We start from the raw sequence: 25,156 nt of genomic DNA, 5'->3' as shown, positions 1-25,156 counted from the left end.
TGGGTCTCTAATGAACCGCTTATTTAACCGACTATTCTTATCTGCCACTTTAATGGTGTTGCTACTTTTTGTAGCCCTGTGGCAATGGTTACAACTCAACCATGAATTTAGCCGTAATCAAATTCAGCAATCATTACACTTACAACTTGCTGAACATATGGCGCACATTAATCCGTTATTGTCACAAGGGATTACCTCAGATGCAGCGCTAAAAGAAGCATTTCACGACTTTATGCTGCTGGGCCCAAGTTTTGAAATTTATACCTTAGATCCACAAGGTCGTGTCATTGCTTACGATGCCAAAGAAGAGAAAATCAAAACCACTCGAGTAAATTTAGCCAAGATAAAGCAATTTATTGCAGGTCGAGACCTACCGATTTTAGGCACAGATCCCCGCTCAAAAAAAACAGAAAAAATCTTTTCCGTCAGCCCGCTCATCACTACTGACGGGCTTCACAGTGGATACTTATATGTCATCATCGGCGGCGAAGATTATGATAGCTGGCAAGCACTAATAAACTCAGAAAATCAGCCCAAGCTTTGGGGCGCTACCATTGGCTTTTGGATTATTTTTGCACTGATGTTATTTGTGCTATTGCTGGGCTTTTTTACCCAACCAATTAAAAAATTAGCTAGCGATCTCAACCAATTAAAAGATTCGCCATTAAGCGGCACACTGGCTTTGCCTAACCGTTACAATGGCAGCGAAGAAATCAGAGTCCTCAGTGACAATATTAATCATTTACTGCATAAAATCAGCCAACAACACCAACAAGTCAAACGCCAACAACAAGCCAAACATGACTTCTTACTGCATTTGTCCCATGACTTAAAAACCCCACTCACCTCTTTGCTGGGATATATCGATACCTGGCTACTATTACCGCCAGCAGAGCGCCAACCAGAATTAATTGAGTACGCCGCTAATTCAGGGCAAAACTTACAGCAGTTACTGGCACAATTACTTGAATTAGCAGCACTGGAAAATGGTCAAATCAGTGCCCAAATAAGTCAAATTAATTTGCGAGAGGTATTACTGGATTTAAAACAAACTTTTGCACCCAGAGCGCAAAAACTTGGAATACTCTTAGACTTTAATATTGCCGATGAGCTGCAAGTGTATACCGACCCACAATTAATGCGTCGAATATTAAATAATCTTGTAGATAATGCCCTGAGATACACCCCAAAAGGTGGCACCATCAAGGTATACAGCGAAAGCTTAAATGGTCAAAGCTGGTTAGCCGTTAAAGATACTGGCGCAGGCATGCATAAGCATGAAGTCGAAGCCTTAAAACAATTATCCATGCAGCAGTTATCATTTGAGCCCAATCAAACATTGCCACAGTTGGGTGTTGGTTTAGCCATAGTGCGCCAATTGCTTGGACTCCTAAAGTGCCGTATTGATATTAAAAGCACTCCCGGCAAAGGAAGCCGTTTTATGATTGAACTAGCCACACACTAAATTAGACAAACACTAAAAATAACAAAGCCACCTATAATTAAGGTGACTTTGAGGGTCATAACTGAACACGCTCCTTTAGAGGGAGCGCCTATATTCAGCTACAGAAATAGCTATTAACTTTAGATAGATTGATAAAGTTTTTTAATTTTGTGGAAGAAAAGACTCACAAAACCAGCAAATAGACTTCCCCACATTAATAATACTGCCGCAACAGTCACAAATTGCCCCATATAATAATCGGCATTAGCCACATAAATGTAATGGGTACCTGGTAGTAGCGCAGCAAATACAGCAAAGAACATTAAAGCAACAATAATTTGAATTTTCATAATTAACTCTTTTTGGCAAAGGCTACTAGTTTTTGCCTCTGTTTCATCATGAAACAAAGCTAGTTAGCTAAATAATACTTAATTCTCAGAATGACGATAAAGTATCAAATAAACCCCACTAAGAGTTTTGTTAAGATCACAATTTAGAATATTCAATTGTCACTTTGTGATAGAGAGCACTCATTACCATTAAAACTATGATGAATAAAATATGGTAAAGCTCAGTGGTCGAAAACGAATTAAAAAAAAGACGAGCATTGCTCGTCTTTTTTTTGTGCGCATCATTATCAATTACTTATGATATTTCGCTGATAGCTCATGTACTGAGTTAATGAATGAACCAGCATGTTCTGGGTTAACATGTTGATGGATACCATGACCCAAGTTAAATACATGGCCAGTACCTTCACCGTAAGAAGATAGGATTTGATCCACTTCTTGATGAATACGCTCTGGTGAAGCATAAAGTACAGATGGGTCCATGTTGCCTTGCAGCGCAACTTTATGACCAACACGGCGACGTGCATCACCGATATCAACAGTCCAATCTAAACCGAGCGCATCACAACCAGTTTCAGCCATAGACTCTAACCATAATCCGCCACCTTTAGTGAACAAGGTAACAGGAACTTGGCGACCGTCAGCATGGCGAGTTAGGCCATCAACGATTTTTTGCATGTAACGTAATGAGAACTCACGGTAAGCGTGGTGAGATAACGCACCGCCCCATGAATCAAAGATCATTAACGACTGAGCACCGTTAGCAACTTGTGCATTTAGGTACAAGATAACTGAATCAGCTAACTTGTCTAAAAGCATGTGTAATGCTGCTGGCTCTTCGTAAGCCATTTTCTTAATTTTTTCGAATGTTTTGCTTGAACCACCTTCAACCATATAAGTGGCTAGCGTCCAAGGAGAACCAGAGAAACCAATTAACGGTACTTCGCCTTTTAGCTCGCGACGAATCGTGCTTACTGCACGCATCACGTAACCAAGTTCATCTTCTGGATCTGGAATGCAAAGCTTTTTAATCGAGTCAACGGTATCAGCTCGACGTTCAAAACGTGGACCCTCACCAGTTTCAAAGTATAAGCCTAAGCCCATTGCATCTGGAATGGTTAGAATGTCTGAAAATAAAATAGCTGCATCTAAATCATAACGACGTAATGGCTGTAAAGTCACTTCACAAGCCAAGTCTTGGTCTTTACAAAGCGACATGAAATCACCGGCTTGAGCACGGGTTGCTTTGTATTCTGGAAGGTAACGACCAGCTTGACGCATCATCCATACAGGCGTTCTGTCAACAGGCTGTTTTAGTAAAGCGCGTAAATAACGATCATTCTTTAATTCTGCCATTGGGCTTGATTCCTAAACATATATTGATATCCGCTGAACCGTAGTTTAGCGACTTAAGGTATTAATGTAACCAGTTCTGCTAAATTTATGTGAGCTGCCCCTCCTACTAGTATCAAAATTGCTAATATAAACGTTAATATGCTCACAAAAAGGGTGATTTTTGACTAGGTGTGAAGCTAACTCGACAAAAAAGTTGCACCTTAGCTGCACCTTTGATATAAAAAGTCTGCGCTAGCAAGAACAATCAAGAAGCACGATAAATCGAGCCCTTAAAAATCTATTTGCCCAGCGGTAGCATGCTATCGCTGGGCATTTTTCTTTAGATTACAATAACAAAGAATATTTCCCTCGTAACTCAGCCCATTCCTCTGGTCAATCCATTGCTTCTTTTGCAGAAAAGAGTTGATTAATCACTACTTTCTCTCATACATTAAGTGTTATGTATTGGTTACTAAATTGAGAATGATAATGCTGACAAAACTAGAAAAAGCCGAACAAAAATGGGGTGGCTCCAATAAGCTGGTTGATCAATGGCTGCAGCACCGCAGAGCATTACTGATCCAATACTTCAAAATTGCTGGCCTCGCCCCTTACTCTGTCCCAGCAAAAAGCTTACCTGAACTAGATACCGTTAAGCAGTTTTGCGCTCAATTAGTTGATTATGTCTCTGAAGGTCATTTTGAGGTATACGATCAATTGGTTAATGAGTGTGAAAAATCAGGTGAACAAAGTAAAGCCCGAGCACAACTGTTATTACCACAAATCAGTGAATCAACTGATGCCGCATTAGACTTCAATGACAAATATACTGAAGCAGATAGCGATTCTATGTTGCTAGAATTAGATAGCGATCTCTCTAATTTAGCTCAAGCAATGGAAGCGCGCTTTGCTTTGGAAGATGAGTTACTCGAGCAACTTCATCAGCATCATTCAAAAGTCAGCTAATGTGACTTATTACTTATTACTTATTACTTACCAAAGTAATTAGCAAAGCTAGCGGCTAACTGATTGATCTTGAGTCACAGACAAAGAAAGGCTCGATTTACTGATGCCATTTACTTGCGCCAGTTATCAGGTAGATCGACTTGGGACCATAAATCATGGCAAAGCGCTTGATGTTGATGCCAATTACCTTGTAGTAACCACCCCACCAAGGCATCACCGACTTGCGGATATGCAATAGGCTTGGGCGACGCCGCCTTTAACCATCGGGCTAACATTTTACTATCTAAGCTATCCATACTTTGTCCTGCAGCCAACAGCTCTAATGCTGCTACGTTTGATGATTGCTCAAATTGCCCCTGAAGCGGTTTAACCAGTAGCTTCTTACCTAATGTCATCGCCTCGCTGGCAAGCTCAAAACCTGCATTACCTATTACCCCACCACATTGCGACATGTGTTGTTTAAACCCACAGCGATCAAAGCTGAACCAATTAATATGATCTGGTAATGACTGCTTTGGCTTATTGCCATGGTAAACAAAAAATTGATAGTCAGGAAAAGGCCTTAAAAAAGCTGCTATCGCGTCGGCACTTTCAAAGGGTAAATACACCAAAATTTGATGACTGTGAGCACCACAACTTGGCTCAACTTCTACAAAGGGAGGTAAAATAGCAAAACCGAAATGATGCCAATGACAGCCTAATTTGATATCTGCAGGTGCAAAGTTGTTTAACAGTAATTCATCAAACCAGCTCATTCCCTGTTTAGGTACTGAGTATTGTAAGGACGCTTGATGACTGATCGCAATTGCGGTCACGCCCTGTTTTTTAGCAGCCCAAGCACTCACTGGCTCAAAGTCGTTTAACACTAAATCATAGCCGCTCAAATCAAGTTGTCTCACTTCAGACACAATGGGTGAAGTGATATTTCTTTTAATGGTTTTGCCAATGCTGACTCGCCCGTCTTCGGTAATAAAAGACATGCCCGTTCTAACTTGATAGTCGCCAAAACATTGCATATCAAAGTACTCATCTTTGGCGCGACCACTAAATAAAAAATCAACCTCGATATCAGTTTTACTTAACGCCTTTGCCATGACTCTGGCACGGCTAATATGGCCATTTCCCGTCCCTTGAACACCGTATAATATTTTCATGATTTACCTTGTTTAATGACCAATTTCAGCGCTATGACAAGCTAAATCAACGGCTCGGCTAAGATAACCACACCGACCCCCAACCCAATACCAGCAACAATATCCAATGGATAATGCACCCCAAGCGCTATTCGAGATAATCCAATCGCCACAGCCCAGGTCATTGCGATTGGCCACAATGCAGGAAAAGTCGAAGTGATAGCCATCGCCATAATAAAGGCCGCTGCAGTATGCCCCGATGGCAAACTAAATTTGTCTGATGCCTGAAAGCTGCTATCAAAGCCTGCAAAAGCGGCGCAAGGCCTAGTGCGGCGAATGGCATTTTTAAAGACAAAATATAACGGCAGTTCAATGATAAAACTCACTAACATCAAATTAAAAAACTGACTGCCTTGAGGATGTAAAAACAATAAACCTACCGCCATATACACGTAATAATGGCCATCCCCACTTGCTGAGATTCTTTTCGCTAAAGGGGTTAACTCATGAGTTCGACAAAAAGTAATAATGTGGCAAAACACAAACTTATCCAATGCGCTAATCGTCATAGCCATACAAAATCCTTATAGTTCAATTGTTCAACCTTAATAAGAACTGTAAATAGGGCTAATGACGCTTAGATGACAAGCTATCGAAACTTTTATGACAATCATAACTTACTCAAAGGAGTCACCACAGACAGGGCAACAATGCAGTTAATCATATAAAAACAAGAACTAAGGCTAATAAAGGGCTTATCACAGCGATAAACAACAGCCGTTTAAGTCATCCCGCCTTAAGACCAAAGACTGAACAACTAACTGATTATCTTTATCAAGTGATGAATATCGCTGTTATTTTCATAAAAAGCTCATATAATTCATATATTATTGCTTTGATAACTGGCGAAAACCTCTGTGAATCGCTAACCCCAAGGAGTGTCACTATGGAATACAACACCTCAGAATTGTGTGATATGTATTTAGATGTCGTTGATGTAGTAGAACCAATGTTCAGTAATTACGGCGGTTGTAGCTCTTTTGGTGGTTCGATTAGTACCATCAAATGTTTTGAAGATAACGGCTTAATTGCTGATGCGCTGCAAGCAGAAGGCGAAGGTAAAGTCTTGTTAGTAGATGGTGGCGGTTCAATGCGCCGTGCATTAATTGATGCCTCGATTGCTGAAATCGCAGTGGCTAACAAGTGGGAAGGCATTATTGTTTACGGCTCAGTACGTGACGTTGACACCCTTGAAGAAATGGATATTGGTATTCAAGCATTAGCTTCAATCCCGATTGGCGCTGACACTAATGGCGTTGGTGAAGTTGAAATCCCAGTTAACTTTGGTGGGGTAACATTCCTGCCATGCGACCATATCTATGCTGACAATACTGGCGTTATCTTATCGCCAGAGCCATTAGATATCGAATAATCGATTGATATTGCTGGTTACATATTACCAGTTTAAATATCGACTAAAGCCAGCTATGCTGGCTTTTTTATGGCCTATTTTTAAGTCATAAGCTCTAAGTATTTGACTCTAGATATGTGGCTCGACATATTAGCCTTAAAGCTAACCCCAATTGAATGAAATAGGTTCTTAATGTTGCAGATAATGACCCGTCGTGAAGTTAATCAATACCTCTCCAGCAGAGATGGCGAAAGCAAACTGGGCCAAACCGTCAAGCTTATCTCCGAATCAGCCCCCTCTTTAGCGGATCTTAAACAGGCACTTTGTGAGGCTAAAACCAATGGGGTGCAATTTGTTATCGTCGGAATTACCGAAGATGCTGGTCCAAGGGCTAACTTAGGCCGCGGCGGCTCATCTGCAGCCTTTAGTGCCACTATGCAACAATGGCTTAATTTGCAGTCCAACCGCTACCTTGATGGTAAACAGTGTCTTATTTTAGGGGAAATATCTCAGGCCCCACTGCCAGAAGCGGCATCCCTAGAAGAGTTAAGGCAAGCGACTAAAGAACTTGATAACCAAGTCATTAGTGTGATCAGCCAAATTATGGCAGCAGAGCTTGAGCCCATAGTGATCGGCGGCGGTCATAACAATGCATATGGCATGCTAATGGCGACTAAGGCTCACTTTAATCAGGCGGCTGCGGCAGTAAACCTTGATCCCCATAGCGATTTTCGCCCACGGGAAGGGCGCCACAGTGGCAACGGATTTAGCTATGCTGCAGCCAATGGCGCACTGGCTTATTACCATGTGCTAGGTTTACATGAGCTAAAAAACACTGAAGCCACCTTAGAGCAATTAAGCTTATTTGGCGGTCATTGGCACAGCTTTCAGCAAATTTGGGTCAGACGAGAAATCGACTTAAGCCAAGCGCTGCAACAAATCGCCAGCAATCTTAATCAAACTCAACTGCCAGTGGCCTTAGAAATTGATGTAGATGCCATCGCCAAAATGCCCAGCAGCGCATCCACTTTTGCCGGTGTGCCCTTGTTAGATGCCTGCCACTATATTCATCACATCGCTAAACACTGCCCTTGTGCTTATCTGCATATTGCTGAAGCCGCGCCTCAATGTCACGATGCGGGTGATATGGCTGGTAAGCGTGATGTAGGCCAAAGTGTCTGTGAATTAATGTACAGTTATATCCAGGCAAGAAAAGTAAGCTAGCTTAAGCAAGGGATATTTGAACTTCTCTCGCTTAAGGATCGTACAAACTTAAGCTGTTAAATTTATTGCACGCTATTACCTAATACTTTCACTATTCAATAACTGTGAATTTTATGCTCTAATGCAGGGCAATTTTGATGAGATAGAATAATACGCTGTCTTAACGCATTCTTAGCTATTTCAAGTAAACTTGATCACATTCTGGCTGATTGAAGTTTCTGCAAAGCAAGCAATGACATACACTCGCTGTTAATTACCGCACATTATAGGAATACACAGATGTCTGAGGGCGACCCAAAGAACACCCATTTTGGTTACAAAACCGTTGATTCAGAGAAAAAAGCGGATTTAGTTGCTGACGTATTTCATTCGGTTGCTGCTAAATACGACATCATGAATGATGTTATGTCATTCGGTGTACACCGTTTTTGGAAACGTCACACGATTGCGACCGCAGGCGCAAGACCGGGCATGAAAGTACTTGACCTTGCTGGCGGCACCGGTGATTTAACCGCTAAATTCTCACACCTTGTGGGTGAGCGCGGCCAGGTTATTCTTGCTGACATTAATGATTCAATGCTTAAAGTTGGCCGTACTAAATTGCGCGACAAAGGCATTGTTAGCAATGTCAGTTACGTACAAGCTAATGCTGAAGCACTGCCGTTTCCTGACAATCATTTTGATATTATTACCATTGCGTTTGGTTTACGTAATGTGACCGATAAAGACGCAGCATTACGCTCGATGCGCCGGGTACTAAAACCTGGCGGAAAGTTATTAGTGCTTGAGTTCTCAAAACCTCAACACGAAGTCATGCGTAAAGTTTATGACCTTTATAGCTTTAAAGTGTTGCCTAAAATGGGCGCACTAATTACCCAAGATGCTGACAGCTATGAATACCTAGCTGAATCAATTCGCATGCATCCAGATCAAGAAACCTTAAAGCAAATGATGCTTGATGCCGGTCTTGAACAAGTTGACTACACCAATATGACTGATGGTGTTGTCGCCTTACATCGCGGTTATAAATTCTAATGCTGCCGAACCACTGTTCATTACTGGCTTGTGCTGCAATGGAAACTGCTCTCGGGCAGTTACAAGCACAAGATCAGGGTGAATATGCGCGACTAAAGCCGTTGCACGGTAAAGTATTCAAAATTCAGTTAACCCAAGTTAGTTGGCCAATATACCTTATTTTTGCACCGCAAATTCAAGTCATGAGCGCTTATGAAGCCACTGTTGACGTCAGTATTACTGCTGATGTCACTACGCTTTATAAGGTGACTGAAGGGGCTAACCTTACCGAGCTCATTAAGCAAGATAAGCTGATCCTCGATGGCGATATCAACTTATTGCAAAGCTTTAGTCATTACTTAAAGCACATTGAGTTAGATTTTGCCGAGCCATTATCAAAGTATATTGGTGATGCCCCGACTCATATGTTGCTGACTAATACCAAACACTTAGCCAGTTCAATGAAGCAAGTGTTTGAAAAGTCGCTCTCTCATGTGGGTCAATTAACCACTGAAGAATATCGACTCGCCCCTCATCAAATCGACTTCATTCATTTTCGTGATAATCTGGAACAGCTTGTTGATAGAACAACAAGCATTGAGTCCAAGATAGCAAAATTAAGAGAAAAAATTACCCCATGACAATTGCAAGTATCAGGCGTGGTTACCAAGTCATAAAAACTGTACTCCATTACGGCTTAGATGATGTTTTACCCAAAAATAAAACTCCCTGGTACTTTTCACTTCTGCGAAATTGTTTCTTTTGGATCCGCAACCAACACAAAGACAAATCTTCTGCTGAGCGTTTAAAGCTGGCGATGCAAGATTTAGGACCGGTTTACATCAAGCTGGGACAAATGCTGTCAACTCGCCGTGACTTACTCAATGATGAGTGGGCCAGTGAGCTGGCGATGTTGCAAGACCGCGTACCACCTTTTGATTCAACCCTTGCCCGCCAAGCTATTGAAGCAGAACTAAAAGCGCCGATAGACTCATTATTTGACAACTTTGAAGACATTCCCTTAGCGTCAGCATCCATATCTCAAGTTCACACTGCTAACTTGAAAGAAAATGGCGCAGAGGTGGTGTTAAAAGTTTTACGTCCCAACGTTGAAGCGCAAGTTAATGCTGATTTACAACTGATGTGCCAAGCGGCCAATTTACTTGAAAAGCTATTAGGTGAAGGCAATCGTCTGCGCCCTGCTGAAGTCATTGATGATTATCGCACCACCATTTTAGGCGAGCTAAACCTTAAACTAGAGGCGCTCAATGCCATCAAGCTACGTAACAATTTTTTAGACTCTGATAGCTTGTATGTGCCTTATGTTTATGAAGATTATTGCTACCCTCGCCTAATGGTAATGGAGCGTGTTTACGGCATTCCTGTTTCAGATATTGAAGCCTTAAAAGCCCAAGGGACTAATTTAAAGCTTTTGGCTGAACGCGGTGTTGAGCTGTTTTTCACCCAAGTATTTCGTGATAATTTTTTCCATGCTGACATGCACCCTGGCAATATTTTTATAAGCCGTGAACACCCTGACAACCCATTTTATATCGGCATGGATTGCGGCATTATGGGCACCCTTAATGATGTCGACAAACGCTATTTAGCAGAAAATTTCTTAGCCTTTTTTAATCGTGATTATCAGCGTATTGCCCAGCTTTATATTGAATCGGGTTGGGTATCAGAAAACACTGACGTACTGGCATTTGAGCAAGCGGTTAAAGTGGTTTGCGAACCCATGTTTAATAAGCCATTAGACGAAATCTCATTTGGCCATGTGTTACTGGAGTTATTTCGCACTGCCCGCCGATTCGATATCGTCGTGCAACCACAACTTGTTTTACTCGAAAAAACATTACTTTACATTGAAGGCTTAGGTCGTCAGCTGTACCCACAGCTAGACTTATGGTCAACAGCTAAACCGTTTTTAGAGCAGTGGATGTCTGAACAAGTCGGCCCGAAAGCCATTTTTGATAAAGTTAAAATGAAGAGCCCTTATTGGGCTGAAAAGCTGCCAGAATTTCCAGAACTTATCTATGACAATTTAAAAATGGGTCGAAAACTACTGGGCACCCAACAACAAATGCTTGATAAGTACCTAAAATTTCAACATAAAGCCCATAAAAGTAATTACTTATTAATAACAGCTGCTGTAATGTTGATCTGTGGCACAATATTATTAAACCAATACGCTACACTATGGCCTGCTTACATTTGTATCACATCAGGTATAGTGCTTTGGTTCACAGGATGGCGATCCAGACCAAAAAACCGTAAATTTTAACTAGCACTTATACATTAGAGGTTCATAATACTCTATGTATAAAGGTTACAATTGTGAATGTAAAAATTCCAACATCATGTTTTTATTCTTATAGAGGAAATGTTCATGGGCGGCATCAGTATTTGGCAGCTTCTAATTATTGCGTTAATTGTTGTGTTGTTATTCGGAACTAAAAAATTACGTTCTTTAGGTGGCGATTTAGGTGGGGCTGTTAAGGGCTTCAAAAATGCAATGAATCCTGAAGATGAAGAAAAGAAGTCTCTAGAAGACAGCACTGCGAAAAAGTCTGAACAGGCAACTGAGCAGAAATCCGAGTCAAAGGATAAAGAACAGGCGTAATTCATTATGTTTGACGGTATTGGCTTTATGGAGCTACTGCTGATTGGAATTTTGGGGCTTGTGGTTCTCGGCCCCGAAAGACTTCCGGTTGCAGTACGTTCAATATCTGAGTGGATCCGCTCATTAAAGCGGATGGCAAACTCAGTCAAAGATGAATTAGAGCAAGAGCTTAAAATTGATCAGCTTCATGCTGACCTTAAAAAAGCAGAAAGCAAAGGTTTGTCGAACCTATCACCTGAACTACAAGAGTCCATTGATCAGCTAAAAGATGCTGCAAAATCGGTTAATCGTCCCTATCAAGTTGACGAAGTAGCCAAAGATACCTCTGCAGCTAAACCCGCTGAAAGTTCTACTGCCAAAAGTGAACAAGCAAACGACTCTGACAGTTCAAATACCAAAAGCTAACACGGGTAACCAATGTCACAACAGCTACCTCTTATCAGTCATTTGCTTGAGTTACGAAATAAGTTACTTAGAGCTATCGGCAGCGTATTGCTGGTATTTATCTGCTTAGTTTATTGGGCAAATGACATTTACCATTATATGGCAATCCCATTAATGCAATCACTGCCAGAGACCGGCAGTATGATTGCAACGGATGTAGCCGCGCCCTTTTTTGCGCCATTTAAATTAACCTTAGTGTTATCATTTTTTGTGGCGATCCCCTACGTACTATTTCAAGTATGGTCATTTGTGGCGCCCGGTTTATACAAACACGAAAAGCGCATGATTATGCCGCTGCTATTTAGCAGTACGGTATTATTTTACCTCGGTATTGCTTTCGCCTATTACGTGGTATTTCCGGTGGTATTTGCGTTTTTCACCAGTGTCGCACCAGAAGGAGTGCAAGTAGCAACCGACATTAGTAGCTATTTAAGTTTTATCTTAAAGCTATTTTTTGCTTTTGGTTTAGCCTTTGAAATCCCTGTAGCCGTAGTATTAATGTGCTGGGCTGGCGTGACAACACCAGATGAGCTTAAACAAAAACGCCCTTACATTGTTGTAGGTGCATTTGTGGTTGGCATGATGCTAACGCCACCTGATATTATTTCACAAACAATGTTAGCGATTCCTATGTTAATATTATTTGAAGGTGGTTTATTAGCAGCTAGGCTATATACCCCAAAAGAAGATACAGATAACGAAGAGCCAGAGAACGAGAAAGCTGATAGTTAAATTGCGCATCGCACTCATGGACTAGTTAACCAATAAAAAGAAGGATTCTGTAATGCGTTTAACTTTGATTGCCACTTTTGCTTTGGCTATCTCTTCTCAAGCACAGGCCAGTGTTGAGCAACAACTGGCGAGCTGTGCAGCTCAAACTGACAAACTTGACCGGCTAATGTGTTACGACACATTAGCCGCGTCAGTTAACACCTCCCTCACTTCAGCGACAACAGAGACTGCTACTGCGGTATCGACGCCAGCAGTAGTAACTGCATCTGCCGTAACAAAGGCTGCAGTTGCAACGTCTAACAATCCTACTGCAGAACAAGAGTTTGGTCTTAAAAAGAAGGTCGATGAGGATGTCACTCGCCTTTATGCTGACGTTGTATCGGTAAAAAAAGATCCTTACGGCTCATTAATTATTACCCTGTCTAATAATCAAACTTGGAAGCAATCAGGTACTGACCGCTATAAAGTGAAAAAAGATCAAACCGTCTTTGTTGAAAAAGGCGCTCTCGGTTCATTCCTACTGGGCAGCGATGATCGTAACTCCACTATTCGAGTGAAGCGTTTAAAATAAATCATGCCGCAGCATATCGACATAGCCGTTAATTTGCTTAGCAGCAGGTTAATCGCTGATATTGACAACATAGTGACTCAAGCGGCGCAACATCATGTTTCGCCGTTAATTGTTATTGGCAGTGATATTACTGAAAGTAGCGACAGCGCCTCGCTGTGCGCAAAATACCCTCAGCAACTCTATAGCACTGCAGGGGTTCACCCTCACCACGCCAGTAGCTGGAATGCTGCCAGTGCTGATGAGATAAAAACCTTAGCAGCATTAAAGCAAGTGGTTGCTATTGGTGAATGCGGTTTAGATTATAATCGCGACTTTTCTCCCCGTAATGCCCAGCGCCTTGCCTTTCACGCCCAACTTGAATTGGCAGTTGCATTACAAATGCCGGTACTGATGCACTGTCGTGACGCTCACGAGGACTTTATTGCAATAGTAAGTCAATATCGCCACAAGCTCCCTGCAGCGCTGCTGCATTGCTTTACGGGCAGCAAAGATGAGTTACTTGCTTGTCTTGAATTAGATTTACATATCGGCATAACTGGCTGGGTATGCGATGAACGTCGCGGCGCTGAGCTGGCGAGCATAGTGCCATTGATCCCAAACAACCGCTTAATGGTTGAAACTGACAGCCCTTATTTATTACCTCGCAGCATGCGCCCTAAACCCAAATCTAGCAAAAATTTGCCACAATACTTGCCCTATATTGCCGAGTATATTGCTAATCTTCGTCAGCAACCCTATGCAGAGCTGGCAGCCCATTGCTACACCAACAGCCAGCGTTTTTTTAACCTAGGGCAGGATTAATGCAGCAAGTGCATTGGGCGTTTAAAGCATTTACTTTGTTTTTTATTATATTGCTAACTCAATTACAAGCAGCCCACGCGCTTGCCGTTGAGCACGCCAATCCCCCGCTAAGATTAACCGCCTCATCCATTACAAAAATCAAATTAACGGATTGGATGTATATCAATCAGTCTCAAGATATTGAAGAGCTTGCCAGCTTAACACTGCTAAAAAATAGCCAACAAGATTGGCGCAAGTTAAGCCGCGGCGATATGCGTAAAATTGGCGCTAAAAATACTTGGTTGAGTTTTAGTATTTTTAGCCCTAATGACCATCTATCACGCATGATAGCGCTGAATAACCCACTGCTAGATAGCATGAAACTATATCATTTAGTCAATAACAAATTAGTAAAAGTGGAGCTAATGGGTGATAGCTATCCGTTTAAACAGCGCCCACTGCAAAGTAATTTATTTCTTTACCCCTTTGAATTACAGCCAAACGAAACACATACCTTTTACTTAAAAATCGATAATCGCGGCAGCTTAAATTTTCCATTGGTACTATGGAGTAAAAATGATTACAGCCATGCCATTGAGTCTCAAAGCCTTGCTAATGGCTTTCAAATTGGGATATTGATTGCCATTGGGCTATTTAGTTTGTTTATTGCCCTCGCATCAGGGTCTTTTAGTTATAGTTACTATAGTGGCTATGTACTCAGTTTAACTCTACTTGTGGCCACTATTCATGGTATTGCCTTTCAATATTTATGGCCCACACTGCCGGTGGTGCAAAACTTAGCCATTCCAATATTAATCCCGATAGCCTTAGCTTTTGCGCTGATGTTTACCGAAAAAGTGATGCTACTTAAATATCATAATAAACCGATGCTATTAGTCGGTCGTTACCTTGCGGTTTACTGCGTTTTACTGAGTCTGGTTATCTCGTTTATTGATTTTAAGTTCAGCTTATATTTGCTCACTTTCTCGGTAATCGCCATTAGCTGTGTACTGATTACAGTATCTTTAATACAAGTAATTAAAGGCAGTAAAAATGCACGTTTATATGCTATTGCCCGTATCGGGCTATTTATTGGTGCCATTCTCAGCGGGCTCATTTATCTGGGCTATTTACAGTGGTATATGCCAGCGCATACTCCAATGATGATCGGACTGACCTTTGAAGTCATTGTCATGGCTGCAGTGCTAGCAGTGCGCTATAACGATGAACGAAAAGCCAAACTTCAAATGCAAAAAAAGGCCCTAGAGCAAGCCCAAAAACTACAACAAAACCGTGATGAAGCTTTAAAAGCAGAAGCGAGAACCAATGAACGTCTCGAACAAATGGTCGCTGAGCGGACTCTTGAGCTCGAAGTCACCTTACGTGAGCTAAATGATGCCAATCAAAAGCTGCAGCAACAAAGCACCACTGACAGTTTAACTGGGGTAAAAAATAGAAACGCCTTTGATAAACGCCTAACCGCAGAAGGACGCATTAGTCGTCGTCAGCAAACCTCACTTGCTATCCTAATGGTTGATATTGATAAATTTAAACAGATTAATGATCAATTTGGTCACCTTGCTGGCGACCTTGCAATTAAAGTGATTGCGACAACAATTTCTGAGTTTTTAAAACGTCCAACCGATCTGGTGTCACGTTTTGGAGGTGAAGAGTTTGCTATTATATTACCAAATACTGATAGTGTAGGAGCGATGCTATTGGCTGAAAGAATTCGCCAAGCAATCTCTAATTTATCAATCGATTGGGATAATAACCCTATTTCCCTTTTCGTAAGTATCGGTGTGAGCGCTGCCATTATCGAAACCAATGAACAGCCAACTCAGTTACTTGAACAAGCAGATAAAGCGCTTTACCAAGCTAAGCGCAGTGGACGAAATCAGGTTTGTCTGTTTTCGTCTGATTAAGATCAGTCTAATTTCAGGAGTCGAATGTGAATATAATTACTAGTGCTTTTCCACAGCGCAGAATGCGCCGCATGCGTAAACATGATTTCAGCCGCCGTTTAATGTCAGAAAACAAACTGTCGGTGAATGACCTTATCTACCCAATGTTTGTTCTTGAAGGCAACAATCGCACCGAAAAAGTGGCGTCGATGCCGGGTGTTGAACGCTATTCAATCGACTTATTACTCAAAGAAGCCGCTGAATTAGTCGAACTTGGCATTCCTTTGATTGCCCTGTTCCCAGTTACACCTGCGGAAAAGAAAACCCTCATGGCTGAAGAAGCTTACAATTGTGACGGTTTAGTACAGCGCGCCGTACGTGAGTTAAAACAAGCTTTTCCTGAGCTTGGGATTATGACAGATGTGGCACTTGACCCCTTCACCACCCATGGTCAAGACGGCATTATTGATGACACAGGTTACATCCTTAACGACATCACCACTGAGATCTTAGTCAAACAAGCCTTATCACACGCTGAAGCCGGCGCTGACATTGTCGCTCCTTCAGACATGATGGATGGCCGAATTGGCGCTATTCGTGAAGCATTAGAAGCTGCAGGCCACGTTAACACCCAAATTATGGCATATTCAGCCAAATACTCTTCTAGTTACTACGGCCCTTTCCGTGACGCTGTCGGCTCAGCAGGTAACCTTAAAGGTGGCAACAAGCATAGCTACCAAATGGATCCAGCCAATAGCGATGAAGCCTTACATGAAGTCGCATTAGATATTCAAGAAGGTGCAGACATGGTAATGGTAAAGCCTGGCATGCCATACCTTGATATCGTTCGCCGCGTAAAAACCGAACTAGCAGTGCCGACTTTTGCATACCAAGTGAGTGGCGAATATGCCATGCACATGGCAGCAATTCAAAATGGTTGGTTAGCTGAAAAAGCCATTGTAATGGAATCATTACTTTGTTTTAAACGCGCAGGCGCTGATGGCATATTAACTTATTTTGCAAAAAGTGCCGCTCAATGGCTAAAAGAAGATAAGTAAATAAAAGATTTTATTTATACAAGATGAATAACAAACAGGAGACCTATTGGTCTCCTTTTTTATTGCGCATTTTGCAGGCTAAATGATTCAAATTGATTACAAAGGCGACTAAAACACCCCCCAATAGTGACATTCATCGCCGTAGCAATAAACATTAACTCTTGCTAATGCACTATGAGCCAGTGCAAAGTTATCTTTGAATTTTACTTATATTAGTGATCTAGCTAACAGCTAGCTAATATTCAACTTCACTAACCTAAGGTTAAATGATTGAATTGTTTTATTGTTCTTTCTTGAGGCCTTATCATGCATAACACTGTTAAAACATTATTAGCTACAACCGCAATTTTCTTTGGCAGCCATTTGGTTGCTGGCTCAGCCATGGCTGGCAGTGGTTGTTCATTCGATGAAGAGCAAACAGGCTTCATGGCAACATGCAGCGAGGAGAAACAAGAAGTGATTATTACCGGACTTGTTGATATTTCAACACTTGAAAAAGACTTACCAGGTTACGCTGCAGAGTATGAGCAGTATAAAATTGATGCTGCCGCATTAACTGAATTAAAAGCGGTAACTACCCCAACAAATATCGTGGTAATTATTGGTACTTGGTGCCCTGATTGCCATCGTGAAACGCCACGTTTCATGCGCCTTATCGAAGAAGCGGCCAATCCGAATATTACCGTGACTTACATAGGTATTGATCGCAGCAAAGTTGATCCAGAAGGCCTAGCGGCAGCATATGAATTCACCCGAATCCCGACCTTTATCATTCAGCAACAAGATGAAGAAATTGGCCGAATCGTTGAACGTCCAACAGTGTCGCTGGAACAAGATTTAGTCAACATTCTGAAATAGTCTGTTTTGAAAGCCTCTTGAGTTTTTTCAGGCAAATAAAAACGGGATCAAATGATCCCGTTTTTTGTATTCGATTTTTATTACAAGGTCATTAAAGCATTAAGCCATTCTTGCAGCCAACATGCTTAGCACTCCTTCACGCAGCGCACCACCCGATAAATTAAGCGACTCAATATCAAGTAACTCAAATAAGGCGATTAAAATCGCAATCCCTGAGGCAAATGTCGGTGCTTTTTCAGCAGATAAGCCTTGAATATGATGCAGTGACTCATTTTGCTGTGCCAACACTTCGTCTCTAAAACGATGCAGCACTTTCAAAGTGATGATCTCAGACAGCTCGCGATGATGAAGTACTGACACCACAGACTGTACAGCCCCTGATGCGCCCACAACGCCTTGCCAACCCAATTGTGTCAGTTGTTGCAAGCAAGGCTTCAGCGCCATCAGTACCGCAGCTTTAGCTTGCTCAAAATCAGCCATTAGATAAGGCGTTTGCTTAAAAAACTGTTGATTAAAGCGCACACAGCCAAAGTCTAAACTGGTTTTAAACAGCACTTGATTACCATTTCCGATAATAAACTCAGTACTGGCGCCGCCAATATCAATCACCAAGCGTTGGCCGCCACCTTCTGTAGTGGCCGCCATACCTTGGTAAATTAATTCAGCTTCTCGCAAACCACTAATGACTTCAATCGGATGACCTAAAATCGGTAATGCCCGTTGGTGAAACTCATCAGCATTGCTGATCACACGTAAAGTTGCGGTGGCAAATACCGCCACATGCTCAGCTGCGACTTGATGTTTATCAAGCATCTCAGCAAACATTTGCAAACAATCTAGCCCGCGCTGTAATACGGCTTCATCAAGACGGTTATCAGCCCCAATACCTTCAGCCAAACGTACTTTACGTTTGTATTTTGCAATAATAGTGGGTTGGCCGTTCAGGGTGTGAGCGACCAACATATTAAAACTATTTGAGCCGAGTGTTATCGCGGCATATGCAGGCATTGCAGCTGTCACTGTCATTTACGAATGTCTACGTGCCCTTTGAGGTGGACGTCCACCACTGCGATGCGCACCACTTCTCGCACCATCACGCGTACGTGTTGTTGGGTGCTTACGATGGATACGAACCGGTGGAGGTAAATCGTCTAGCAAAGCTTCACGATCATAATTAGTGACTGGTATTGAGTGCTTAATATACGTCTCAATGGCCGGTAAATTCAGTGCGTACTCTTCACAAGCAAAACTCACTGACACACCTTTTTGTCCCGCACGACCTGTACGACCAATACGGTGAACGTAATCTTCACAATCATCTGGTAAATCATAGTTATAAACATGAGATACATCAGAAATATGTAAGCCACGCGCCGCCACATCAGTTGCAACTAACACATCAAGCGCGCCTGAAGTAAATTGCTCTAAAATGCGAATACGTTTTTTCTGCGGTACATCACCGGTTAATAACCCCACTCGATGGCCGTCGCCTTCTAACCATGACCACACCTTTTCACAGCTGTGTTTGGTGTTTGAAAATACGATAGCCTTTTCTGGCCAATCTTCTTCCATTAATGTCAGAAGCAAACGCATTTTATCTTCAGTCGAAGGGTAGAAAATTTCTTCTTTGATGTTCTTTGAGGTTTTTTCGCCAGGTGAGACTTCAACTTTTTCTGGATCATTCATATGATCGTAAGCTAATTCCTGAACCTTCATTGATAACGTCGCTGAAAACAACATATTTAAGCGTGACTTAGCATCAGGCATACGCCTAAACAAGAAACGAATATCTTTAATAAAACCTAAATCGAACATGCGATCAGCTTCATCAAGCACAACGGCTTGAATTGCATTTAAACTGATCACACCTTGGCGTACGTAATCGATAATACGACCCGTAGTACCAATTAAAATATCAACACCAGCATCAAGCACTTGGCGTTGAACATCATAACTCTCACCGCCATAAACAATACCGACTTTTAAACCCGTATGTCGTGCAAGCAATTTAGCATCTTTGGCAATCTGAATCGCAAGTTCGCGAGTCGGTGCCATGATGATAGCTCTAGGCTGATTAATTTGACGACCTTCTGGCTCAGCAACTGAGAGAAGGTGGTGAAAAGTGGCCACTAAAAAGGCCATTGTCTTGCCAGTTCCTGTTTGTGCCTGGCCAGCAATATCTTTTTGTTGTAATAAAATGGGAAGAGATAACGCCTGAATTGGCGTACAAAATTCAAAGCCATTTTCGTTCAAAGCCTGTATAACCTCTGACTTCAGAGGGAAGTCGGCGAATCTTTGTGTTGATAAATGTGTTTCGCTCATAGCGCAAGCATACCCGTTAGTGTTGCAAAAAAAGACTCGATCGTTTCAAATAGCTACATTAATAGAACGGTCACTTGAAAAGCTATTTAACCGTCCCAATATACATGGTAAGCCATTAATAAACTAGCAATGGTGCCAAATCTGGAGATCTACATGAGCGATAAAATTGTATACCTAAGCGATGACAGCTTCGAAAACGACGTCATTAACTCAGAATTACCAGTACTGGTAGACTTCTGGGCAGAGTGGTGTGGTCCTTGTAAAATGATTGCCCCAATCCTAGACGACGTGGCTGAAGAGTACGCGGGTAAGCTAACTGTAGCTAAATTAAACGTTGACCAAAATAATGTTTCACCTGCTAAGTACGGTGTACGTGGCATTCCAACATTATTAATGTTTAAAGGCGGCGAGTTAGTTGCTACTAAAGTGGGTGCTTTATCAAAAACTCAACTTAAAGAGTTTATTGACGCACAAGCTTAATCAAGTCTATTTATAAAATCGCGGCACTATTGATTAATGACATAACCTGCTAACCCCGTTAGCAGGTTATTGCTAAAAAAAACGCTATTTTAGTGTAATGAACAACAATCAATTTTAATAATGTTGCGTGTTTTACGTTTGAAAAGTGACAATCGGCACAATATATGAACAATTTGTGCCGTTTTTTCGCTAAAATTCTGGACGCACTGCCCATATAGTGCTAATTTATTCATCAGATTTTTCAACCAAACCCCTACTCGCTTATCAATCGACTATTTCAATTTCGTAAGACCCAAAGAAAGATTGATTGCAGTAAGCATCGTCGCGTAATACAAGACCCCCAACATGAATTTAACTGAATTAAAAGACACGTCTATATCAGATCTGGTTTCACTAGCAGATAGCATGAAATTAGAGAACATGGCCCGTGCCCGTAAACAGGACATCATCTTCTCTATTCTGAAATCCCACGCCAAAAGCGGTGAAGACATTTTTGGTGGCGGTGTGCTTGAAATCCTCCAAGATGGTTTCGGCTTTTTAAGAAGCTCAGATGGTTCATATTTAGCAGGCCCTGATGACATTTATGTCTCTCCTAGCCAAATCAGACGCTTCAATATGCGTACCGGTGATACCATCTTTGGTAAAATCCGCCCACCGAAAGATGGTGAACGCTATTTTGCACTCTTAAAAGTTAACGAAGTTAACTTCGATAAGCCTGAAAATTCTCGCACAAAAATCCTCTTTGAAAACCTTACCCCACTGCATGCAGAAGAACGTATGCGTATGGAACGTGGTAATGGTTCAACAGAAGACATCACCTCACGTATTTTGGATCTATGTTCTCCAATTGGTAAAGGTCAGCGTGGTTTGATTGTGGCTCCGCCTAAAGCGGGTAAAACCTTATTGCTACAAAACATGGCGCAAAGCATTACCTATAACAACCCAGAAGTGGTGTTAATGGTATTACTTATCGATGAACGTCCTGAAGAAGTAACCGAAATGCAGCGCATGGTAAAAGGTGAAGTTATTGCTTCTACCTTTGATGAGCCAGCAAGTCGTCACGTTCAAGTTGCTGAAATGGTTATTGAAAAAGCCAAGCGCTTAGTTGAACACAAAAAAGACGTGGTTATCTTATTAGATTCAATCACTCGTCTTGCCCGTGCATACAACACAGTAATCCCATCATCAGGTAAAGTGCTTACTGGTGGTGTTGATGCAAACGCATTACATCGTCCAAAACGTTTCTTCGGTGCTGCACGTAACATCGAACATGGCGGCAGCTTAACCATTATCGCAACAGCGCTTGTGGATACTGGCTCTAAAATGGATGAAGTTATTTACGAAGAATTTAAAGGTACTGGTAACCAAGAGTTACACCTTTCTCGTAAAGCAGCTGAAAAACGCGTTTTCCCTGCAATCGACTTTAACCGCTCTGGTACTCGTCGTGAAGAGAAACTAACCACGCCTGATGAGCTACAGAAGATGTGGATTTTACGTAAAATCCTTAATCCTATGGATGAAGTTACCGGCATGGAATTCCTTATCGATAAATTGGCAATGACCAAAACTAACGATGAGTTCTTCACTGCAATGAAACGCGCTAAGAGTTAATTCTCTTTATCGTTTCAGTACAGTAAACTGAATACAAAAATGCCGCTAACTGAGTTAGCGGCATTTTTATTTGTAAATTTAACCCTTATAACGCCTGAGTTAACAGCTCACAATAGTTTGCGCCATTTTACGGCGTAAATAGGCAATTTGCTGCATGTGCGGTAAATCTTTCGGGCAGGCATCTTGACAACCCAGTAAGGTCATACAGCCAAATACGCCATCTTGATTACCTATCACATGATAGAAATCTTCTGCGCTGCGAATATCACGGCTATCCATTTCAAAGCGGGCGATTTTCATCATCCCCACAGCGCCAACAAAACTGTCTTTCATTTGCTTAGTGGCACATGCAGACACACAAACACCACATTCAACGCAGCGTTCAAGCTCATATAACTTAGCCGCCTCAGCAGGGTCCATTGGCGTTTCTAAGCGATGAATATCAATATCGTTGGCATCAGGTTGCAACCATAACTGCAGTCGCTCAGCTAGCTCGCGCATGAATTTACCCGTGTTCACTGACAAGTCACCAATTAACTCAAAACCCGGTAACGGCATTAGGGTAATGTTACCGTCAGGGAAATTAGCGGTTAAGGTTCTACAAGCCAATGTAGGTTTGCCATTAATCACCATAGCGCAACTGCCACAGATCCCTGCGCGGCAGACAAAATCAAACTGCAGTGAAGGATCTTGTTGCTCACGCAGCATATTAAGCGCAATAAATACTGTCATTCCAGGCGCTTCAGTGAGCTCATATGTGACCATTTTAGGTTTATCGCTTGGATCTTGTGGATCGTAACGAAAGATATTAAAACTGATAGTTCGTGGGCTGGTCATTAGCTCTTTTCTCCTGACGCCAAAAAGGTGTCACTTAATCTTTCATTACGCGGACGCAAGCTTTCTGGTAAATCAAATGGCATAACGGCTGCTTGTTTTTCAACGCGGTCTGCATCGTCACCCAGCTCAGCGAGGATTTTTTCAATTTCAACTTCACGGGCAGCTGTATCAGGATGCGCAATGGCATTGTCGTTACCATAACCACGATAACCTGGCGGCAACTCCATCTTCATCACATCAAGTTGCTCGTAAGTTAGCTTGGGCTCAAGGGCGTTTTCGTCTGGCCAAGTTGATAAAGTGCGGTTGAGCCATTCTTTATCATTACGTTGCGGGTAATCTTCACGAGCATGGGCACCGCGGCTTTCTGTACGGGCATTGGCGCCGCACGCAACCGTTAAGGCAACCCGCAGCATACGCGGCACACGTAACGCTTCCACCAGCTCAGGGTTCCCATGACGTTTTTTACATTTAAGGCCAATACTTTTACTGCGAACCAGTAATTCTTTTAATTCAGCAATGGCTTTTTCAAGCTCAGGACCATTGCGAAAAATACCTACGTAATCCATCATGATGCGCTGCATTTCCAGTTTGATATCAAACACATTTTCAGTGCCCTTACCGACTAACAAGCCGTTGATTTCTTGCTGCATCTTAGCCATGCTGGCTTCAATTTCGGCTGTATTGATTTCAAGGGTGTTCTTTTCACAAAAATCAGCCACGTACTTACCGATGATCATACCGCCAACTACAGTTTCAGCCAGAGAATTTCCACCTAAACGGTTAAAACCATGCATATCCCAACACGCAGCCTCACCCACGCTAAATAAGCCTGCTAATTGCGGGCTTTCACCGGTAGCATTAGTACGAATACCGCCCATTGAGTAATGCTGAGTCGGACGCACTGGGATCCAGTCTTTGGCAGGATCTATGCCCAAGAAATTTTCACAAATCTCTTTCACTTCTCTAAGGTTGGTTTCAACGTGTTTGCGCCCAAGCAAAGTGATATCAAGCCATAAATGCGGCCCATAAGGGCTATCAACGCCTTTATCTTTACGCATATGTTCAGTCATGCGCCGTGAGACCACATCTCGAGAGGCGAGCTCTTTCTTTTCAGGCTCATAATCTGGCATGAAACGATGACCGTCTTTATCTCGCAGTAAGCCGCCATCACCTCGGCAACCTTCCGTGGTTAAGATCCCCACTGGTACAATCGCTGTTGGGTGAAATTGCACCGCTTCCATATTGCCTAATGTGGCAACGCCAGTATCTAACGCCAATGCTTGGCCAATGCCTTCACAGATAATGGCATTGGTAGAGACTTCATAAATACGGCCATAGCCGCCTGTTGCAATCGTCGTTGATTTACCAATATAGGCACGTAATTCACCCGTAATGAGACAACGGGCAATGACGCCGTGACAACGTTTGCCATCATGAATAAGCGATAATGCTTCAATGCGTTCATGGACAGGAATATCCATTTCAATGGCTTTGTTGTCAACGGCATACAGTAGTGAGTGGCCGGTGCCGTCGGCGGTATAGCAAGTACGCCATTTTTTAGTCCCGCCAAAGTCACGGGCATTAATTAATCCGTGGGCTTGCTCGGCTTCAGTAATGGTGACCTTTTCGGCGTTCACCACCACTTCACGATCGCCAGCACTAATACGTGACCAAGGCACGCCCCAATTAGCAAGTTCTCGCACCGCTTTAGGTGCGCAATGGGCAAACATGCGCGCCACATCTTGATCGCAGCCCCAGTCAGAGCCTTTTACTGTGTCTTGAAAGTGGACGTCTTCATCGTCACCCATGCCTTTAACTGTATTACCAAGGCTGGCTTGCATACCGCCTTGGGCTGCAGCAGAATGGGAACGTTTGGCAGGTATTAATGACAGCACCACGGTATCTAAACCACGCTCTTTGGAGGCGATTGCCACACGTAAACCAGCAAGACCGGCGCCGACAACTAATGAATCTGTATAAATAATTTTCACTGGCATTCCTTTAATACGGTATTAGGCTTTGTATTTCTAAGCGATAAACTCAATGGTGCATGACT

General features: G+C 42.3%; 25 protein-coding genes. 17 read left to right on the top strand and 8 right to left on the bottom strand.

The features are described from left to right. Positions 1 to 10: 10 nt before the first annotated feature. Positions 11 to 1,465 carry a HAMP domain-containing sensor histidine kinase gene (locus tag Q4546_RS12775; protein ID WP_102519942.1) on the top strand — a complete coding sequence of 485 codons (1,455 nt, stop codon included), beginning with the start codon at positions 11 to 13 and terminating at the stop codon, positions 1,463 to 1,465. Positions 1,466 to 1,584: 119 nt separating this feature from the next. Here Q4546_RS12775 and Q4546_RS12770 read toward each other — a convergent pair whose 3' ends face one another. Both Q4546_RS12770 and hemE read right to left on the bottom strand, forming a co-directional pair. Continuing rightward, on the bottom strand, positions 1,585 to 1,794 hold the full coding sequence (locus tag Q4546_RS12770; protein ID WP_102519941.1) for a hypothetical protein: 210 nt from the start codon (positions 1,792 to 1,794) through the stop codon (positions 1,585 to 1,587). 291 nt (positions 1,795 to 2,085) lie between these two features. Further along, positions 2,086 to 3,150 (bottom strand): uroporphyrinogen decarboxylase, encoded by a 1,065-nt coding sequence (gene hemE, locus Q4546_RS12765; RefSeq protein ID WP_102436964.1) that lies wholly within the window; start codon positions 3,148 to 3,150, stop codon positions 2,086 to 2,088. A 468-nt stretch (positions 3,151 to 3,618) separates the two neighbouring features. Between hemE and rsd the strand changes: the two genes are divergently transcribed. Continuing rightward, positions 3,619 to 4,095 carry a sigma D regulator gene (gene rsd / locus Q4546_RS12760; RefSeq protein WP_198590413.1) on the top strand — a complete coding sequence of 159 codons (477 nt, stop codon included), beginning with the start codon at positions 3,619 to 3,621 and terminating at the stop codon, positions 4,093 to 4,095. A 110-nt stretch (positions 4,096 to 4,205) separates the two neighbouring features. On the opposite strand, the gene Q4546_RS12755 is transcribed toward rsd, so the two are convergent. Further along, on the bottom strand, positions 4,206 to 5,249 hold the full coding sequence (locus tag Q4546_RS12755) for an MJ1255/VC2487 family glycosyltransferase (protein ID WP_102476023.1): 1,044 nt from the start codon (positions 5,247 to 5,249) through the stop codon (positions 4,206 to 4,208). A 41-nt stretch (positions 5,250 to 5,290) separates the two neighbouring features. Continuing rightward, complete coding sequence (locus Q4546_RS12750) at positions 5,291 to 5,803, bottom strand: phosphatase PAP2 family protein (RefSeq protein ID WP_102436970.1); 513 nt, start codon at positions 5,801 to 5,803, stop codon at positions 5,291 to 5,293. Between the two features lie 371 nt (positions 5,804 to 6,174). On the opposite strand from Q4546_RS12750, the gene rraA reads away from it, so the two are divergent. From rraA to Q4546_RS12685, 13 genes are all read left to right on the top strand, one after another. Then, on the top strand, positions 6,175 to 6,660 hold the full coding sequence (rraA, locus tag Q4546_RS12745) for a ribonuclease E activity regulator RraA (RefSeq protein ID WP_076539310.1): 486 nt from the start codon (positions 6,175 to 6,177) through the stop codon (positions 6,658 to 6,660). Between the two features lie 171 nt (positions 6,661 to 6,831). Next, positions 6,832 to 7,863, top strand: coding sequence for a formimidoylglutamase (locus tag Q4546_RS12740; RefSeq protein WP_303446371.1), 1,032 nt, complete (start codon positions 6,832 to 6,834; stop codon positions 7,861 to 7,863). Between the two features lie 279 nt (positions 7,864 to 8,142). After that, the gene (ubiE, locus tag Q4546_RS12735; RefSeq protein ID WP_102436973.1) at positions 8,143 to 8,898 is read left to right on the top strand and encodes a bifunctional demethylmenaquinone methyltransferase/2-methoxy-6-polyprenyl-1,4-benzoquinol methylase UbiE; all 756 of its coding nucleotides are present in this window, start codon (positions 8,143 to 8,145) and stop codon (positions 8,896 to 8,898) included. Then, positions 8,898 to 9,518, top strand: a complete 621-nt coding sequence (locus Q4546_RS12730; RefSeq protein WP_102476025.1) for an SCP2 domain-containing protein — start codon at positions 8,898 to 8,900, stop codon at positions 9,516 to 9,518. Before ubiE ends, Q4546_RS12730 begins: the two co-directional genes overlap by 1 nt. Further along, the gene (gene ubiB, locus Q4546_RS12725; RefSeq protein ID WP_102476026.1) at positions 9,515 to 11,164 is read left to right on the top strand and encodes a ubiquinone biosynthesis regulatory protein kinase UbiB; all 1,650 of its coding nucleotides are present in this window, start codon (positions 9,515 to 9,517) and stop codon (positions 11,162 to 11,164) included. Before Q4546_RS12730 ends, ubiB begins: the two co-directional genes overlap by 4 nt. Positions 11,165 to 11,269: 105 nt before the next feature. Beyond that, complete coding sequence (tatA, locus tag Q4546_RS12720) at positions 11,270 to 11,503, top strand: Sec-independent protein translocase subunit TatA (RefSeq protein ID WP_076539319.1); 234 nt, start codon at positions 11,270 to 11,272, stop codon at positions 11,501 to 11,503. A 6-nt stretch (positions 11,504 to 11,509) separates the two neighbouring features. Then, positions 11,510 to 11,908 (top strand): Sec-independent protein translocase protein TatB, encoded by a 399-nt coding sequence (gene tatB / locus Q4546_RS12715; RefSeq protein ID WP_303446370.1) that lies wholly within the window; start codon positions 11,510 to 11,512, stop codon positions 11,906 to 11,908. Between the two features lie 12 nt (positions 11,909 to 11,920). Further along, complete coding sequence (tatC, locus tag Q4546_RS12710; RefSeq protein WP_076539321.1) at positions 11,921 to 12,679, top strand: twin-arginine translocase subunit TatC; 759 nt, start codon at positions 11,921 to 11,923, stop codon at positions 12,677 to 12,679. 52 nt (positions 12,680 to 12,731) lie between these two features. Then, positions 12,732 to 13,250, top strand: a complete 519-nt coding sequence (locus Q4546_RS12705; RefSeq protein ID WP_102476028.1) for a hypothetical protein — start codon at positions 12,732 to 12,734, stop codon at positions 13,248 to 13,250. A 3-nt stretch (positions 13,251 to 13,253) separates the two neighbouring features. Further along, positions 13,254 to 14,051: a TatD family hydrolase gene (locus tag Q4546_RS12700; RefSeq protein WP_102436983.1), complete on the top strand. Its 798-nt coding sequence runs from the start codon at positions 13,254 to 13,256 to the stop codon at positions 14,049 to 14,051. Then, positions 14,051 to 15,955 carry a diguanylate cyclase gene (locus Q4546_RS12695; protein WP_303446369.1) on the top strand — a complete coding sequence of 635 codons (1,905 nt, stop codon included), beginning with the start codon at positions 14,051 to 14,053 and terminating at the stop codon, positions 15,953 to 15,955. The genes Q4546_RS12700 and Q4546_RS12695 overlap by 1 nt, the downstream gene beginning before the upstream one ends. Before the next feature lie 26 nt (positions 15,956 to 15,981). Next, positions 15,982 to 16,992 carry a porphobilinogen synthase gene (gene hemB / locus Q4546_RS12690; RefSeq protein WP_102436987.1) on the top strand — a complete coding sequence of 337 codons (1,011 nt, stop codon included), beginning with the start codon at positions 15,982 to 15,984 and terminating at the stop codon, positions 16,990 to 16,992. Between the two features lie 306 nt (positions 16,993 to 17,298). Next, complete coding sequence (locus Q4546_RS12685; protein ID WP_102476031.1) at positions 17,299 to 17,850, top strand: thioredoxin family protein; 552 nt, start codon at positions 17,299 to 17,301, stop codon at positions 17,848 to 17,850. A 99-nt stretch (positions 17,851 to 17,949) separates the two neighbouring features. Here Q4546_RS12685 and Q4546_RS12680 read toward each other — a convergent pair whose 3' ends face one another. Beyond that, a complete protein-coding gene (locus Q4546_RS12680) occupies positions 17,950 to 18,876 on the bottom strand; it encodes an exopolyphosphatase (protein ID WP_241904971.1) in 927 nt (308 codons plus the stop codon). Then, the gene (gene rhlB, locus Q4546_RS12675; RefSeq protein ID WP_102436991.1) at positions 18,877 to 20,172 is read right to left on the bottom strand and encodes an ATP-dependent RNA helicase RhlB; all 1,296 of its coding nucleotides are present in this window, start codon (positions 20,170 to 20,172) and stop codon (positions 18,877 to 18,879) included. A gap of 153 nt (positions 20,173 to 20,325) precedes the next feature. Here rhlB and trxA point away from each other — a divergent pair, with 153 nt between their 5' ends. Together trxA and rho are read left to right on the top strand one after the other, a co-directional pair. Then, entirely contained in the window at positions 20,326 to 20,652 is a 327-nt protein-coding gene (gene trxA / locus Q4546_RS12670; protein WP_055023577.1) for a thioredoxin TrxA, read from the top strand. Between the two features lie 345 nt (positions 20,653 to 20,997). After that, complete coding sequence (rho, locus tag Q4546_RS12665; protein WP_076539336.1) at positions 20,998 to 22,263, top strand: transcription termination factor Rho; 1,266 nt, start codon at positions 20,998 to 21,000, stop codon at positions 22,261 to 22,263. A 99-nt stretch (positions 22,264 to 22,362) separates the two neighbouring features. On the opposite strand, the gene Q4546_RS12660 is transcribed toward rho, so the two are convergent. Then, on the bottom strand, positions 22,363 to 23,100 hold the full coding sequence (locus Q4546_RS12660) for a fumarate reductase iron-sulfur subunit (protein ID WP_102437003.1): 738 nt from the start codon (positions 23,098 to 23,100) through the stop codon (positions 22,363 to 22,365). Beyond that, entirely contained in the window at positions 23,100 to 25,091 is a 1,992-nt protein-coding gene (locus Q4546_RS12655) for a fumarate reductase flavoprotein subunit (RefSeq protein WP_102437005.1), read from the bottom strand. The genes Q4546_RS12660 and Q4546_RS12655 overlap by 1 nt, the downstream gene beginning before the upstream one ends. Positions 25,092 to 25,156 lie beyond the last annotated feature (65 nt).

Origin of the sequence: Shewanella sp. 4_MG-2023 (genome assembly GCF_030548015.1) — a bacterium.
Taxonomy (GTDB): Bacteria; Pseudomonadota; Gammaproteobacteria; order Enterobacterales; family Shewanellaceae; genus Shewanella.
The sequence above is the reverse complement of the archived record's forward strand: the minus strand, read 5'-3'. Positions and strand labels throughout refer to the sequence as shown.